Genomic DNA, 15,347 nt, shown 5'->3' on the forward strand with positions numbered 1-15,347 from the left:
CACAGTCAGACAAAGCAAGGAGGCAGGTTTGTTGTCCAGGGTGCGTTTCGACCTCGATACGCTCAAGCGGCTCGCGCAGTTCGCCGCGAAGCGCAGCAGCGAAGACCGCATTGCGCAGGTGGCCGGCAGCCTCACGTTCACCACGATGCTCGCGCTGGTGCCGCTCGCCACCGTCGCGTTCGCGCTCTTCACGGCGTTTCCGCTCTTCAGTTCGTTCCAGGAGTCGCTGCAGTTTTTCCTCGCCGACCACCTGATGCCCGCGCAACTGAACAGCCAGATCTTCAAGTATCTGAATCAGTTCGCGTCGAAGGCGAAGGGCCTGACGACCATCGGCATGGTGCTGCTGTTTCTCACGGGCGTCATGACCATGATGACGATCGAATCCGCGTTCAACGTGATCTGGCGCGTGCGCAAGGCGCGGCCTATCGCTCAGCGCATCCTCGTGTACTGGGCGATCATTACGCTGGGTCCGATTCTGATCGGCGTGAGCCTTTCGATCTCGTCGTATCTGTTCACGCAGTCCATGACGTTCAGCGCGGCCCAGCGCATGACGCCGGTGATCGAATTCGCGCTCGCGGGCGCCGCGTTGCCGCTGACGGCGCTCGCCTTCACGATTCTTTACGTCTATCTGCCGAACTGCCGTGTGGAGTGGCGCGATGCGGTGATCGGCGGCCTCACGGCGGCTATTGCGTTCGAACTCGCCAAGCGCGGCTTCGGCTATTACGTGCGTCGCATGCCGACCTATACCGCGGTGTACGGCGCGTTCTCGGCGGTGCCGCTTTTCCTGCTGTGGATGTACCTCTGCTGGTTCATCACGCTGGCGGGCGCGATGATCGCGTCGGCGTTGCCGGCCATCCGCATCGGCCAGTTTCATCGACCGACTTTCGAGGGCAGCAATCTGTTCGATGCGCTGGAATTGCTCGCGCGGCTTTGCGAAGCGCGCGACGCCGGCAAGCGCGGCTACACGGTGACGGAGCTTTCGCGGATGCTTCGCCGAGATATGGACACGACGGTCAATCTGCTGCAAAAGCTCGAACAGATCGAATGGATCGCGCAGTTGCAGGAAGACGCGTCGCGCCCGCACTTCCTGCTGCTGGCCAATCCCGCGCAGATCACGGTGCAGCAGCTATACGACCTGTTCGTCATGGATCGCGCTGAGCTGGAGTATCAGCTTCAACTCGCGTCGACTCGTGTGGACGGCGCCACGCTGCTCGCGGCGCTCGAGAACGACAAACTGCGGGTGACGCTCGCGACGCTGCTCGCCGTGCGTGCCGCGGCGCGCGCGGCGGCCGCTGAAGAGAACGAGCGCGGCACGTCGTCGATGCCGCATCAGGCGGCCTAGCACTCAGAGTGGAGCGGGGCGGCGGCGCGAGCGCGGCACCGCTCGCTCGCGCTACAACGAAATCTTGCCGACGCAGATGTCCTTGAACATCACCCAGTCGCCCATCAGGCTGTAGAGCGGATGGCGAAACGTTGCGGGCCGATTCTTCTCGAAGAAAAAATGGCCGACCCAGGCAAAGCCGTATCCGCAGACGACGGCCGCGGGCAGCCACAGCCAGTCGCCGGTGGCGAGCGCCATCGCGAGGCAGCCGATCACGCCGAGCGAGCCCACGAAATGCAGCCGCCGCGAGACCAGGTTGCGATGCTCGCTCAGGTAGTACGGGTAAAACTCCGCGAAGTTCGCGAAGTGATCGGTATGCGCGGTATGAGCCATAACGGCCTCCGGATGGCTACGCGTTGCGAATCATCGCCTGTTGTTGCGAACTGCGTTTTCGCGATGCCCCGACGGCGCGCGAAATGACAGGCTCGATTCATTGTCCGGCTATCGCGTGCCTGGCGCAACCTGGCCATTCGGACGATGGCGAAGGCGCTTCGGCGCGGTTATCGTGGGTGCGTGAATTGGCTGGCGAGCGGGCTGAGGAGCGGACCGACAAGCGGACCGACAAGCGAACCGACAAGCGAACCGACAAGCGAACCGACAAGCGAACCGACAAGCGAACCAACGACCAACTCGCGACGAAGCGCAGCACCCCGCGTTAATCCGCCGCGTGAACCGGTCTCGAAGCAAAACTGAACAGCGCGTCGAGCGTGGCGTCGGGCTGTTCGGTCATCAGCGCGTGTCCGGCTTCCAACGTGACGGTGTCAACGGGCGCGCCTGCCTGCGCGAGCGCATCGGCGAGTGCCTTGGCGGCGCGCGGCGGCGTCATCGCGTCGCGGCGGCCGACCACTAGGCGCGTCGCGCAGCGAACCTGCGCGGCACGCGCAAGGCCGTCCGCGTAGCTATTGCAGGCGGTGAAGTCGGTGTGAAAGAGATGCGTCTCGCCTTTTGCCGAAACGCGCTCCATCAGCCGCTGGTTCATACCGTGCAGCCAGAAGCCAGGACCGGGGCAGGACGGTTTGGCCGCGAGCGTCGAGTGCGACCATTCGTTGACCATGCCGATTGCGTCCGGCTCTCGATGCAGGGCGGCTTCGAGCAAGGTATCGGAGACCGCCATCGGCAACGCGGTGGCGAGGAGCGCGAGATGCGTGGTTCGCTGCGGGAAGCGGCCGGCGAAGTCGAGCGCGATCAGCGACCCCATGCTATGGCCGGCGACGAATGCGCGCGCGACACCGGCGGCGTCGAGCAACGCGGCGAGCCAGTCCGCCAGCGCGTCGATGGTGTGCAACGCGGGGCCGGCGCTGCGGCAGTGGCCGGGGAGATCGACGGCCAGCACGCTAAAGCCGTGGTGCGCGAAATAGCGCGTTTGCAGCGCCCACACGCTATGGTCGTGCTCGGCGCCGTGGATGAAAACGGCAGTCGGCAGACTCCGGTCGAACGGTTTGCCGCCGGTGTAGGCATAGGCGGCCTTGCCTTGAACGGTCAGGATCATGGCGACTCCGGGCGCGGTTGCGAAGCGGTGCTGCTGTCTGTCTTCGGCGCGCCGTCCTGCGCGGGATTCTGCGCCGGCTTCTGTGTCGGCTTCTGCGTCGGCTTCTGCGTCGATTTCTGCGCGGCTTTCAGGCCGCGCTTCAGATCGTCGATGAGGTCGTCGGGGTCTTCAAGACCAATGGAGAGCCGGATCGTGCCTTCCGCGATGCCCGCCGCGGCGAGCGCGGCCGCGTCCATCCGGAAGTGCGTGGTGGAAGCAGGGTGAATCACCAGCGAGCGCGCGTCGCCGACGTTCGCGAGATGCGAGAACAGCGACAGCGCTTCGATGAAACGGCGGCCGGCCTCGCGGTCGCCACGCAGATTGAAGCTGAACACGGCGCCGGCGCCGCGTGGCAGCAGGCGTTGCGCGAGCGCGTAATCGGCATGCGTCGGCAGTTCGGGATACGCGACGGCTTCGACCGCCGCATGGCCGGCGAGGAACTCGACCACGCGGCGCGTGTTGGCGACATGCCGTTCCATCCGCAGAGGCAGGGTCTCGATGCCTTGCAGAAGCTGCCAGGCGGCTTGCGGATGCAGGCATGCGCCGAAGTCACGCAAGCCCTCGCGGCGAGCGCGCAGCAAGAATGGCGCAACGGTGCTTTCCTCGCTGAACACCATGCCGTGGAAGCCGTCGTAGGGTTCGGTGAATTCGGGAAAGAGCCCGGAGGCGTCGAAGTCGAACGTGCCGCCGTCCACCAGCGCGCCGCCAATGGTCGTGCCGTGGCCGCCCAGGAACTTGGTCGCCGAGTGATAGACGAAGTCCGCGCCGTGCTCGAACGGTTTCAGCAGATACGGCGTGGTGAAGGTGGAATCGACGAGAAGCGGCACGCGATGCTCGTGGGCGAGCTGCGCGACGGTGGCGAGGTCGAGCACGTCGAGGCCCGGATTGCCGAGCGTCTCGCCGAACAGCAGGCGCGTGTTCGGGCGCAACGCCGCGCGCCATCCGTCGATGTCGCCGGGTTTGACGAACGTCGTTTCAATGCCGAAGCGGCGCAACGTGTAGTGCAGCAGATTATGCGAGCCGCCGTACAGCGCGCTCGAAGCGACGATGTGCGAGCCCGCGCCCATCAGCGTGACGATCGCCAGGTGCAAGGCGGCCTGGCCGCTCGCCGTGCCGATCGCGCCCGCGCCGTTTTCGAGCGCCGCGACGCGCTCCTCGAATACGGCCACGGTCGGATTCGAGATGCGCGAGTAGACATGGCCGGCGCGCTCCATGTTGAAGAGCGCGGCGGCGTGGTCCGCATCGCGAAACGAGAACGAAGTGGTCTGATAGATTGGCGTGGCGCGCGCGCCGGTGGTGGGGTCGGGCGCGGCGCCGGCGTGCAGCGCAAGCGTGTCGAAACGGTTGGCGGACATGCTGGTCGGCGAGGCCACGGGCGGTCTCGCGAAAGGTCAAGGTGGCGGCCATCGTATCACCGGCGCAGGCTGCTTCAAGCGCGGTTTTCCCGATGCGCGAGTGTGTGCGTGCAGCCTTTGCCTGGCGGCGGAAGGCCGCCCCGCCTTGGTGGGGGGGCCGCTTTCCTTTTATGGGCCTTTCCGATAGGATCGAAAGTCATTGATGCATTACCATGCCTAGCGGGTATTTCGGGAGACAGATCATGCGAGTCAGCGACATTCTTAAAGTCAAAGGCAACACCCTTTTCACGGTCACGCCGGATGCCACGCTGCACGACGCAGTCAACACCATGGCCGAACACGACATCGGTTCGCTCGTCGTCATGGAGTACGGCGACCTGGTCGGCATGCTGACATTCCGCGAGATTATTCTGACGCTCAAGGAGAACGGCGGAAGCGTGGGCACGTCGACCATTCGTAAGGTTATGGACGATCACCCGCTCACCTGCACGCCCGAAACCGACGTCAACGAAGTGCGCCGCATGATGCTCGAGCATCACGTGCGTTATCTGCCGGTCATGGAAAGCCGCACGCTGATGGGTGTCATTTCGTTCTACGACGTCGCGAAGGCGGTGGTCGAAGAGCAGGGCTTCGAAAACCGCATGCTCAAGGCGTATATCCGCGACTGGCCGGAAGAGCAGGGGCAGCAGCCGGCGCGTTAAGGCGGCAGGACCCAATGTTGAATGAAGGCGTGCGCGAGAGCGCGCGCCTTTTTTGTGCGCGCGGCGCTCGCTCGTTACGCGCGTTGAAGGTGCTTTGCAGACGCGCACTCCAGACGCGCATTTCCCCATCCGTTCGTCAAACTCCATGAGTCAGAGCCCCGCGCCTCCTACGCCGCCAACGCGCACGCTACCCGCCGCCGGGCGCGCCGCGCGCCGGCATGGCGGCCATGAATCGCAGTTCAAGCTGCTGGGTGAGCGCCGTTTCGCGCCGTTTTTCTGGACGCAGTTCCTCGGCGCGATGAACGACAACGTCTTCAAGATCGGGTTCACGTCGCTCGTCACGTTTCAGGCGGCGCGCTTTTCGGGTGTCGATCCGAAAACCGCGGCGTTTCTGATCTCGGCCATCTTCATCCTGCCTTTCGTGCTGCTGTCGGCCACGTCCGGGCAGATCGCCGACAAGTACGACAAGGCGCTGCTCACACGCTTCGTCAAGACCTTCGAGATCGCCGTCATGCTGATCGGCGGCGCGGGTTTCCTGCTGCATAGCGCGCCGCTGCTGTATTTCTGCACGTTTCTGATGGGCGTGCATTCGACCGTGTTCGGGCCCGTCAAGTATTCGTACCTGCCGCAACATCTGTCGAGCCACGAGCTTGTCGGCGGCAACGGGATGGTCGAGATGGGCACCTTCGTCGCGATTCTCGTCGGCACGATCGTCGGCGGCGCGAGCGCGGGGTTCGTCGAACATGGCGCGCTGCTGCTGGCCTGCGCGTGCGTCGCGATTGCGCTGGCGGGGCGCGTGGTGTCGAGCTTCGTCCCGGTGACGGCAGCGCCGCAGCCGGATCTGCGCATCAACTGGAATCCGGTCAGCGAAACCTGGCGCAACCTGAAGCTCGCGCGCGAAAACCGCACGGTGTTCCTGAGTCTGCTCGGCATATCGTGGCTGTGGTTCGTCGGCGCGACGTTTCTGTCGTCGTTTTTCAGCTTTGCGAAAGACGTGTTGTCCGCCAATCCGGACGTCGTGACGGTGCTGCTCGGCACGTTCTCGATCGGCATCGGCCTCGGCTCGCTGATGTGCGAAAAGCTCTCCAAGCGGCGTATCGAGATCGGCCTCGTGCCGCTCGGTTCGATCGGCATGAGCGTGTTCGCCATCGATCTTTTTTTCGCCAGCCACGCGTTGCCGCCCGCCGGACACCTGTTGAGCGTGGCCGAGTTTCTCGGGCGCGCCGCGCATTGGCGCGTGCTCGCCGATCTGTTCCTGCTCGCGATGTTCGGCGGCTTCTACAGCGTGCCGCTCTATGCGCTGATCCAGAGCCGCAGCCAGCCGAGCCACCGGGCGCGCATCATCGCGGCGAACAATATTCTGAATTCGCTGTTCATGATCGTCTCCGCGCTGATGGCGGTCGGCCTGACGGCGGCGGGCTTCAGCATTCCGGCAATCTTCCTCGTCACGGCGCTGCTCAATATCGTGGTGGCGACTTACATCTATTCGCTCGTGCCCGAGTTTCTGCTGCGCTTCATCGCCTGGCTGCTGGTGCACACGTTTTACCGGATTCGCCTCGTGCACGCCGAGCGGATTCCGGACGAAGGCGCGGCCGTGCTCGTCTGCAATCACGTGAGTTTCGTCGACGCCGTCGTGATCATGGCCGAGAGTCCGCGGCCGATCCGCTTCGTGATGGATCATCACATTTTCAGGACGCCGTTCGCCGGCTGGGTGTTTCGTCACGCGAAGGCGATTCCGATCGCACCCGCGCACGAGGACGCGCAGTTGCTGACGCGCGCCTACGAGCGCTGCGCCGAGGCGCTTGCCGAGGGCGAACTGGTGTGCATCTTCCCCGAGGGCAAGCTCACTCGCACGGGCGAGATGAATCCGTTTCGTCATGGCGTGACCGAGATCATCCGGCGCACGCCCGCGCCTGTGATTCCGATGGCGCTGCGCGGGTTGTGGGGCAGCGTGTTTTCGCGCGCCAACGACGCGCGCTGGCCGCGGCCGGTGCAAAAGGGCGTGATGAGCCGGCTGACGCTCGCGGTCGGCGAGCCGATCGAGCCGGCGCTTGCCACGCCGGAACTGCTGCAGAAAACCGTCACGGAACTGCGCGGCGCGCGCAAATAGGCCGGCTTGTCCGGAAGTCATAAGCCGGCGCCGCGGGCGGCCTCGTGCCCCAAGGGGCTGGCATAATAGCGTCTTCCCCGCATCCTTTGGACGGCGCTCATGTCCGGCAACACCCTCGGTACGCTTTTCACTGTCACGACCTTCGGCGAATCGCATGGCCCGGCCATCGGCTGCGTGATCGACGGTTGCCCGCCGGGCATGGCGCTCGACGAAGCCGACATCCAGCTCGAGCTCGACCGCCGCAAGCCCGGCACGTCGCGGCACGTCACGCAGCGTCAGGAAGAAGACAAGGTCGAGATTCTGTCGGGCGTGTTCGAGGGCAAAACCACCGGCGCGCCGATTGCGCTGCTGATTCGCAATACCGATCAGCGCAGCAAGGACTACGGCAATATCGCGGACACCTTCCGTCCGGGTCACGCCGACTACACCTACTGGCAGAAGTACGGCATTCGCGACTATCGCGGCGGCGGCCGTTCGTCGGCGCGGCTGACGGCGCCAACCGTCGCGGCGGGCGCGCTGGCGAAGAAGTGGCTGCGCGAGAAATTCGGTACTGAAATTCGAGGCTATATGGCGGCGCTCGGCGAAATCGACGTGCCGTTCGTCGACTGGGCGCAGGTGCGCGAGAACCCGTTCTTCGTGCCCAACGCGGACATCGTGCCGCAGCTCGAAGCGTATATGGACGCGCTGCGCAAGGACGGCGACTCGATCGGCGCGCGTATCAACGTAGTGGCGTCGGGCGTGCCCGTCGGCCTCGGCGAGCCGCTGTTCGACCGGCTCGATGCGGACATCGCTCACGCCATGATGGGGATCAACGCGGTGAAGGGCGTCGAAATCGGCGCGGGCTTCGCGAGCGTCGCGCAGCGCGGCTCGGTGCACGGCGACGAACTCACGCCTGAGGGCTTTGTCGGCAACCACGCGGGCGGCGTGCTCGGCGGCATTTCGACGGGGCAGGACATCACGGTGTCGATCGCGATCAAACCGACGTCGAGCATCCGCACGCCGCGCCGCTCCATCGACAAAGCGGGGCAGCCGGCGGTTGTCGAGACGTTCGGCCGGCATGACCCGTGCGTCGGCATTCGCGCCACGCCGATCGCGGAAGCCATGCTCGCGCTGGTACTGATCGACCACGCGCTGCGTCACCGCGCGCAATGCGGCGACGTCTCGGTCAGCACGCCGAAGATCGCGGCGAGCGCGCCTTAACGGGCGCCGTTAGCGCCTCTCACATCGCATTGCATAAGCGGCGCGCGGCGCCTTTCTCGCATGAATCACCCTCCTATCGAGCCAGCGGGCGACGTTCTGACGGCGCTGCGCTCGCGTGCCTCGGCGCCGCACGCGAGCGCGCATGACTATCTCGCGTTCGGTCAGGCGCTGCTGCAACACGCGGGCCGCGACAAGGCGCTGCAACGCGAAGCGCTTGTGGCGCTTGTGCGCGCCTATCAGGCCGAGCCGGCCTGCGAGCCAACGCTGCTTCACACGATTGCGCAGACCGCGTTCATCGTGCGCGATTGGGCGCTTGTCGAATCCGCGACCGCGCTGCTGCTTGCGCAAAATCCCGCCGATGCCAACGCATTAGTCTGGCGCGCGGCGGCCGTTCAGTATCGCGACGACTTCGCTACCGCCGAGCAGTTGCTGCGCGAAGCGGTGTGCGTCGTGCCCGGCAATCCGGTGGCGCTTCACAAGCTCGCGTTGTGCGTGAAGGAGCAGTCGCGTTTCGCGGAAGCGGAAGCCTTGCTGCGTCAGGTGCTCGCGTCGTCGCCGGAAAACGCGCATGCGTGGTTCGATCTTTCGGAACTCGAAATCCGCAATGGACGTTTCGCCGAAGGCTGGGCGCATTACGAGTCGCGCAACGCGTTTGCCGGCGAACTGAACAACGCGCAGCAGGCGCTCGCCGCGATCAGCGCGCACTGGCAAGGCGAGCCGCTGACGGGCAAGACGCTCGTTGTGTACGGCGAGCAGGGCAACGGCGATTGTCTGTGGGCAGTGCGCTTTTTGCCGCTTCTCGCTGAGCGTGCGCGGCGCGAGGGCGGCACTGTGATCTTCGGTCACGACGGGCCGTTGCGGCATCTCTTCGAACGGACGTTGCCCGCGGATCTGCGGCTCGAAACGAGCCTTGAAACGCAGCCTGATTTCCATTGCGGGCTAATGAGCTTGCCGCTGCGCCTCGGCATTGTGGATGCGAGCGGCTGGGGCGCGCCTTATCTGAGCGCCGACCCGCAGCATGTGCAGGTGTGGCGGGATCGCGTAGAAGCGTGCATCGCCGGAAAGCCTGGCGGCAATCGCAAGGTCGGGCTGGTGTGGAACGGCAATCCCGACCATATTCGCGACGCGCGACGGTCGGTGCCGGCGGAACAACTGGAACCGTTACTGGATGTCGCGGGCGTGACGTATTTCGCGCTGTCGCCGGGACGTGGCGAGACCGTCGCGCAGTGGCGTGCGAAGGGCCTCGACGTCGTCGACCTCACGCATCATTTCCAGTCCGGATTCGACGACGTCGCTGCGTTGCTGGCGAATCTCGACCTGATGGTCACGATCGACAGCGGGCCGGCTCATCTGGCCGGCGCGCTCGGCGAGCCGACCTGTTTGATGATCGACCATGTATCCGCGTGGTTCTGGGGCAGCGATTCGGCGGCTACGCCCTGGTACGATTCGATCGAACTGTTCAGGCAACCCACGGTGGGCGCGTGGGCGCCGGTGGTCGCGCAGGTGCGCGAACGTATCGAACGGATGGCGCGCGGCTGACGCCATTGCTTTCGCAGCGCAGGCGTGGGCCGCCTGCGCTGTGAAGCTACAAAGCTCAACGCATCACATGTTCGGATAGTTCGGCCCGCCGCCGCCTTCAGGCGTCACCCACACGATGTTCTGCGTCGGGTCCTTGATGTCGCACGTCTTGCAGTGCACGCAGTTCTGCGCGTTGATGACGAGCCGTTCGCCGCCGTCGTCGTTCTTCACGAACTCATACACCGCGGCCGGGCAGTAACGCGACTCCGGGCCCGCATACGTCTGCCAGTTCACGTTCACCGGCACCGTCGGGTCCTTCAGCGTCAGATGCGCGGGCTGGTTCTCTTCGTGATTCGTGTTCGAGATGAACACCGAAGACAAGCGGTCGAACGTGAGCTTGCCATCGGGCTTCGGATACTCGATCGGCGTGCATTGCGACGCGGGCTTCAGCATCTCGTGATCCCAATGCTGGTGATGCAGCGTCCACGGCACGTTGCCGCCCAGCAGCTTCTGCTCGATGCCGACCATCAGCGTGCCGAGGTACAGCCCCTTGCTCATCCACTGCTTGAAATTGCGGGCGCGGTACAACTCGGTATGCAGCCACGAAGTCTTGAAGCTCTCCGGATAAGCCGCGAGTTCGTCGTTATGGCGGCCGGCCTGCACGGCTTCGAACGCGGCATCGGCGGCGAGCATGCCGGTCTTGATCGCCGCATGCGAACCCTTGATGCGCGATGCGTTCAGGAAGCCCGCATCGTCGCCGACCAGCGCGCCGCCCGCAAACACCAGCTTCGGCAGCGACATCAGGCCGCCTGCGGTGATCGCGCGCGCGCCATACGACACACGCTTGCCGCCTTCGAGGAACTGGCGGATCGCCGGATGCGTCTTGTAGCGCTGGAATTCCTCGAACGGCGACAGATACGGATTCGTGTAGCCGAGACCCACCACGAAGCCGACCACCACCTGGTTGTTGTCCATGTGATAGAGGAACGAGCCGCCGTACGTGTCCGTTTGCAAGGGCCAGCCGGCCGTGTGCATCACGAGCCCCGGCTTATGCTTCGAAGGATCGATCTCCCACAGCTCCTTGATGCCGATGCCGTAGACCTGCGGATCGACGCCGTCGCGCAACCTGAATTTGTCGTTCAACTGACGCCCGAGATGCCCGCGCGCGCCTTCGCAGAAGAGCGTGTATTTGGCGTGCAGCTCCATGCCGAGCTGGAAGTTCTCGGTCGGCTGGCCGTCCTTGCCGATGCCGAGGTTGCCGGTCGCGACGCCCTTGACGGAACCGTCGTCGTTATAGAGCACTTCGGCCGCCGGAAAGCCGGGGAAAATCTCGACGCCCAGCGCTTCCGCCTGCTGCCCCAGCCAGCGCGTGACGTTCGCGAGGCTGATCACGTAGTTGCCGTGGTTCTTGAAATTGTCCGGCAGCGCCCAGTTCGGCACGCTTTTCGAACCCGTTTCGGTGAGGAACAGGAAGCGGTCTTCGGTCACGTCGACCGTCAGCGGCGCGCCTTTTTCCTTCCAGTCGGGAATCAGTTCATTCAGCGCGCGCGGGTCCATCACCGCGCCGGAGAGGATGTGCGCCCCGATCTCCGAGCCCTTTTCCAGCACGCAGACGCCAACCTCGACGCCCTTGCCGGCCGCGAGCTGCTTCAGGCGGATCGCCGCGGACAAGCCTGCCGGGCCGCCGCCGACGATCACGACGTCGTATTCCATCGACTCGCGCGGGCCGTACTGCTCGATGAGACTTGCGGGGGTCATTGATGCTCCTCTTACCGTTAGAATGCTTTTTTCGGGATCGTATTGTGGGCGATGGATTCTTGCACTGCAACCGCATCGACGGAGATTAGCACGAGCGTTCTATTCTCGTGATACGGTATTGACCCGAGTGCAGCGCGGGCCGCGACTGACAACCGCATTCGTAACTACAACCGAACAAGGAACCACAATGGGCCGTTCGATCAATCTGGAAGGCAAGGTCGCGTTGATAACCGGCGCGTCGAGCGGGTTGGGCAAGCGCTTTGCGCAGGTGTTGTCGCAGGCGGGCGCCAAGGTCGTGCTGGCGAGCCGGCGCACCGAGCGGCTCAAGGAACTGCGCGCCGAAATCGAGGCATCGGGCGGCGCGGCGCATGTCGTCTCGCTGGACGTAACCGATTATCAGAGCATCAAGTCGGCGGTCGCGCACGCGGAGACCGAAGCCGGCACCATCGACATTCTGGTGAACAACTCGGGCGTGTCGACCACGCAGAAGCTCTCCGAAGTCACGCCCGCGGACTTCGAGTACGTGTTCGATACGAATACGCGCGGCGCGTTTTTCGTCGCGCAGGAAGTGGCCAAGCGCATGATCATGCGCGGCAATAATGCGCAGAAACCGTCGTACCGGATCATCAATATCGCGTCGATGGCGGGGCTGCGCGTGCTGCCGCAAATCGGCCTTTACTCGATGAGCAAGGCCGCCGTCGTCCACATGACGAAAGCGATGGCGCTCGAATGGGGCAAGCACGGCATCAATGTGAACGCGATCTGTCCTGGCTATATCGACACGGAAATCAATCATCATCACTGGTCGACCGAGCAGGGGCAAAAGCTCGTGTCGATGTTGCCGCGCCATCGCGTCGGCAAGCCCGAGGATCTCGACGGCCTGTTGCTGCTGCTGGCGGCCGACGAATCGCAGTTCATCAACGGCTCGGTGATCGCCGCCGACGACGGCTTCGGCCTCGCGTGACTTTCACTGGTTTCAGGCCGGATTCAATCACTTAAGAAGCAGGAAGAGCAGAAGCACAATGAGCGATTTTCACGCAGTCTTTGAGATGTCGATGCCGATCCGCTGGGGCGACATGGACGCATTCGGCCATGTGAACAACACGGTCTATTTCCGCTACATGGAGCAGGTGCGCATTTCCTGGTTCGAGCAGTTGGGACTGAGCGGCAGTCAGGCGGACGGGCAGGGGCCGGTGATCGTGAACGCGTCGATGGAATTTCTCAAGCAACTGCATTATCCCGGCGACGTGATCGGCCGCATGAGCGTCGCGACGCCGGGCCGCAGCAGCTTCGACACCGGCTTCGAGCTGGTGCGCGCGGACGATCCGAACACGGTTTATGCGCGCGGCGCCGCGCGCTGTGTGTGGATCGACTACGCGGCCGGCAAGTCGGTGCCGGTTCCCGATCTGCTGCGCGCGACGATCGAGCGTGCGGCTCTGGTGAAAGCGGCCGAGCGCGCGGCTTAAGTTCGCGAGGGGCGACGTTCGGAGCGCGGTCTGTGCGCGACTCAGTGGGCAACTCAGTGCCCGAGCAGCCGCTGCAACAACTCGGTCGCGTTCCCCGTATCGTATTTGCGCATCAGGCGCGCGCGGTACACATCCACCGTGCGCGGGCTGATGGCGAGCGCGCGGCCAATCTGCTTGCTGGTTTTTCCCGTCACCAGTTGCGCGGCGATTTCCCGTTCGCGAGGCGTCAATTCGACCGCCACGCGCCGCGTCGCGCTCAGATCCTCGAATGTCCAGACGCCCGCCGCGTGCGGGTCGGTGCGCCGCTGCGCGCGGCCCGTCACGTGGCACCAGAACAGTTCGCCGTTGGCGCGCTTCATGATGCGGTCGTCGGCGTAGCTGCCTTGCGCGGTCATGATCGGCGGAATGCGTGCGCCGATCCGCTCGAATTCGTCCGCCGACGGATACAGAATCTGAAACGACTGGCCGATCAGCGCCTCGCGCGGGCAGCCGAAGATCGACGCGAGTTCGTCATTGCAGTCTTCGATAATGCGTTCACGCGACAGCACGAGCCCGATCGGCGCGAGATGAAAAGCGGTTTGATAATCCAGGGCGGGCATGGGCTGGCGGCAAGTACTTATGTATTTTTGCGTATTGTGCCGCATGGCGCGGCGAGCGTACTCTTTCGGGCACATGAGAACGCGGTGAAGCGTCCGTGAGCGCGCGTGCGCGAGGCTTTGTCCTCTCTCCACGCGATGCGTCTCCCGGATGACTAGAATGACGTGTCGGGCCTCGGCCTGTACGCGTCGTATCAGCCGCAATAAACCGGTTTCGGGTTTCCATAAAGGAAGGGACATACTGATGAACAAGGTCTATCCAGGCGCCGCCGAGGCGCTGAAAGACATCGTCAAGGACGGGCAGACATTCGCCGTCGGCGGCTTTGGCCTGTGCGGCATTCCCGAGGCGCTGATCGCCGCGTTGCGCGATACGAAGGTGCAGGGCATTACGTGCATCAGCAACAACGCGGGCGTCGACGGCTTCGGCCTCGGTCTGCTGCTCGAGACGCGCCAGATCAAGAAAATGATTTCGTCGTATGTCGGCGAGAACAAGGAGTTCGAGCGCCAGTATCTGGCCGGCGAACTCGAGCTCGAATTCACGCCGCAAGGCACGCTCGCCGAGAAACTGCGCGCGGGCGGCTCGGGCATTCCGGCGTTCTTCACCAACACCGGCTACGGCACGCTGATCGCCGAAGGCAAGGAAACGCGGCAATTCGGCGAGAACCACTACGTGCTCGAACATTCGCTGACTGCGGATGTCGCGCTCGTCAAGGCATGGAAGGCCGACAAGTCGGGCAACCTGATCTATCGCCGCACCGCGCGCAACTTCAATCCGATGTGCGCGATGGCCGGCAAGATCACGGTCGCGGAAGTCGAAGAGATCGTCGAAGTCGGCGAACTCGATCCGGACGCGATTCACACGCCGGGCATCTTCGTGCAGCGCATCGTGCTGAATGCGCATCCGGAAAAACGCATCGAACAACGCGTCGTCCGCGCGAAAGGAGACTGATCATGGCATGGACTCGTGACGAAATGGCCGCGCGCGCGGCGAAGGAATTGCAGGACGGCTTTTATGTGAACCTCGGCATCGGCCTGCCGACGCTGGTGGCGAACCACGTTCCGGCGGGCGTCGAAGTGTGGCTGCAGTCGGAAAACGGCCTGCTCGGCATCGGCCCCTCGCCGACCGAAGACGAAGTCGACGCCGACCTCATCAACGCGGGCAAGCAGACGGTGACCACGCTGCCGGGCTCTTCGATTTTCTCGTCGGCGGATTCATTCGCGATGATCCGCGGCGGCCACATCAACCTGGCGATTCTCGGCGCCATGCAGATCAGCAAGAAGGGCGATCTCGCCAACTGGATGATCCCCGGCAAGATGATCAAGGGCATGGGCGGCGCGATGGATCTGGTCGCGGGCGTCAAGCGCGTGGTTGTGCTGATGGAGCACGTCGCGAAGGGCGATCAGCACAAGATCCTCGAAGAATGCACGCTGCCGTTGACGGGCGTGGGCGTGGTCGATCAGATCATCACCGACCTCGGTGTGATCGAAGTCACGGACGACGGCCTGAAGGTGACCGAATTGGCGCCGGGCGTGAGCGTCGACGAGATCAAGGCGAAGACAGGCGCGCCGCTGGATGTGAGCGCGGTTAGCTGATCCTGGGTTGTTGATGGCGCTGTCGGGCTGACGTATAGGCGTTGGCTGGCGGCGTTGATTGTTCGCGTTGTGTGAAGCATGCAAGAAAGCGGGCGAGGCGTGAGTCTCGTCCGCTTTTGTCTTATGCGGTGGATGTTTTGG

15 protein-coding genes are annotated in these 15,347 nt (G+C 64.2%); 10 read left to right on the top strand and 5 right to left on the bottom strand.

Going from position 1 to position 15,347, the window contains the following annotated elements:
* Positions 1-28 precede the first annotated feature (28 nt).
* Positions 29-1,342: a YihY family inner membrane protein gene (locus C8K18_RS01670; protein ID WP_006052420.1), complete on the top strand. Its 1,314-nt coding sequence runs from the start codon at positions 29-31 to the stop codon at positions 1,340-1,342.
* A 51-nt stretch (positions 1,343-1,393) separates the two neighbouring features.
* On the opposite strand, the gene C8K18_RS01675 is transcribed toward C8K18_RS01670, so the two are convergent.
* Complete coding sequence (locus C8K18_RS01675) at positions 1,394-1,714, bottom strand: Mpo1-like protein (protein WP_025600584.1); 321 nt, start codon at positions 1,712-1,714, stop codon at positions 1,394-1,396.
* Positions 1,715-1,737: 23 nt separating this feature from the next.
* Here C8K18_RS01675 and C8K18_RS33190 point away from each other — a divergent pair, with 23 nt between their 5' ends.
* The gene (locus tag C8K18_RS33190) at positions 1,738-2,040 is read left to right on the top strand and encodes a hypothetical protein (RefSeq protein ID WP_165919787.1); all 303 of its coding nucleotides are present in this window, start codon (positions 1,738-1,740) and stop codon (positions 2,038-2,040) included.
* Here C8K18_RS33190 and C8K18_RS01685 read toward each other — a convergent pair.
* Together C8K18_RS01685 and C8K18_RS01690 are read right to left on the bottom strand one after the other, a co-directional pair.
* Positions 2,037-2,870 carry an alpha/beta fold hydrolase gene (locus tag C8K18_RS01685; RefSeq protein ID WP_107706503.1) on the bottom strand — a complete coding sequence of 278 codons (834 nt, stop codon included), beginning with the start codon at positions 2,868-2,870 and terminating at the stop codon, positions 2,037-2,039. The two genes, C8K18_RS33190 and C8K18_RS01685, sit on opposite strands and share 4 nt — an antisense overlap.
* Positions 2,867-4,264 carry an O-acetylhomoserine aminocarboxypropyltransferase gene (locus tag C8K18_RS01690; protein ID WP_107706504.1) on the bottom strand — a complete coding sequence of 466 codons (1,398 nt, stop codon included), beginning with the start codon at positions 4,262-4,264 and terminating at the stop codon, positions 2,867-2,869. The genes C8K18_RS01685 and C8K18_RS01690 overlap by 4 nt, the downstream gene beginning before the upstream one ends.
* A 242-nt stretch (positions 4,265-4,506) precedes the next feature.
* Here C8K18_RS01690 and C8K18_RS01695 point away from each other — a divergent pair, with 242 nt between their 5' ends.
* The 4 genes from C8K18_RS01695 to C8K18_RS01710 all read left to right on the top strand — a co-directional run bounded on the left by C8K18_RS01695 (position 4,507) and on the right by C8K18_RS01710 (position 9,814).
* Positions 4,507-4,965, top strand: coding sequence for a CBS domain-containing protein (locus C8K18_RS01695; protein WP_006052424.1), 459 nt, complete (start codon positions 4,507-4,509; stop codon positions 4,963-4,965).
* A 145-nt stretch (positions 4,966-5,110) separates the two neighbouring features.
* Complete coding sequence (locus tag C8K18_RS01700; RefSeq protein WP_107706505.1) at positions 5,111-7,075, top strand: MFS transporter; 1,965 nt, start codon at positions 5,111-5,113, stop codon at positions 7,073-7,075.
* Positions 7,076-7,174: 99 nt separating this feature from the next.
* Positions 7,175-8,275, top strand: a complete 1,101-nt coding sequence (gene aroC, locus C8K18_RS01705) for a chorismate synthase (RefSeq protein WP_107706506.1) — start codon at positions 7,175-7,177, stop codon at positions 8,273-8,275.
* A 60-nt stretch (positions 8,276-8,335) separates the two neighbouring features.
* Positions 8,336-9,814, top strand: a complete 1,479-nt coding sequence (locus C8K18_RS01710) for a tetratricopeptide repeat protein (RefSeq protein WP_107706507.1) — start codon at positions 8,336-8,338, stop codon at positions 9,812-9,814.
* Between the two features lie 63 nt (positions 9,815-9,877).
* Here C8K18_RS01710 and C8K18_RS01715 read toward each other — a convergent pair whose 3' ends face one another.
* Complete coding sequence (locus C8K18_RS01715) at positions 9,878-11,551, bottom strand: electron transfer flavoprotein-ubiquinone oxidoreductase (RefSeq protein ID WP_107706508.1); 1,674 nt, start codon at positions 11,549-11,551, stop codon at positions 9,878-9,880.
* 187 nt (positions 11,552-11,738) lie between these two features.
* Here C8K18_RS01715 and C8K18_RS01720 point away from each other — a divergent pair, with 187 nt between their 5' ends.
* The gene (locus C8K18_RS01720) at positions 11,739-12,515 is read left to right on the top strand and encodes an SDR family oxidoreductase (RefSeq protein WP_006052429.1); all 777 of its coding nucleotides are present in this window, start codon (positions 11,739-11,741) and stop codon (positions 12,513-12,515) included.
* Between the two features lie 58 nt (positions 12,516-12,573).
* A complete protein-coding gene (locus tag C8K18_RS01725; protein ID WP_029967641.1) occupies positions 12,574-13,017 on the top strand; it encodes a thioesterase family protein in 444 nt (147 codons plus the stop codon).
* A gap of 53 nt (positions 13,018-13,070) precedes the next feature.
* Here C8K18_RS01725 and C8K18_RS01730 read toward each other — a convergent pair whose 3' ends face one another.
* Entirely contained in the window at positions 13,071-13,616 is a 546-nt protein-coding gene (locus tag C8K18_RS01730; protein WP_006052431.1) for a PAS and helix-turn-helix domain-containing protein, read from the bottom strand.
* A gap of 241 nt (positions 13,617-13,857) precedes the next feature.
* Here C8K18_RS01730 and C8K18_RS01735 point away from each other — a divergent pair, with 241 nt between their 5' ends.
* Both C8K18_RS01735 and C8K18_RS01740 read left to right on the top strand, forming a co-directional pair.
* Positions 13,858-14,562 carry a CoA transferase subunit A gene (locus tag C8K18_RS01735; RefSeq protein ID WP_006052432.1) on the top strand — a complete coding sequence of 235 codons (705 nt, stop codon included), beginning with the start codon at positions 13,858-13,860 and terminating at the stop codon, positions 14,560-14,562.
* 2 nt (positions 14,563-14,564) lie between these two features.
* The gene (locus C8K18_RS01740) at positions 14,565-15,206 is read left to right on the top strand and encodes a CoA transferase subunit B (RefSeq protein WP_006052433.1); all 642 of its coding nucleotides are present in this window, start codon (positions 14,565-14,567) and stop codon (positions 15,204-15,206) included.
* Positions 15,207-15,347 lie beyond the last annotated feature (141 nt).

Source organism: Paraburkholderia sp. GV068 (assembly GCF_003058125.1).
GTDB classification, from domain to species: Bacteria; Pseudomonadota; Gammaproteobacteria; order Burkholderiales; family Burkholderiaceae; genus Paraburkholderia; species Paraburkholderia graminis.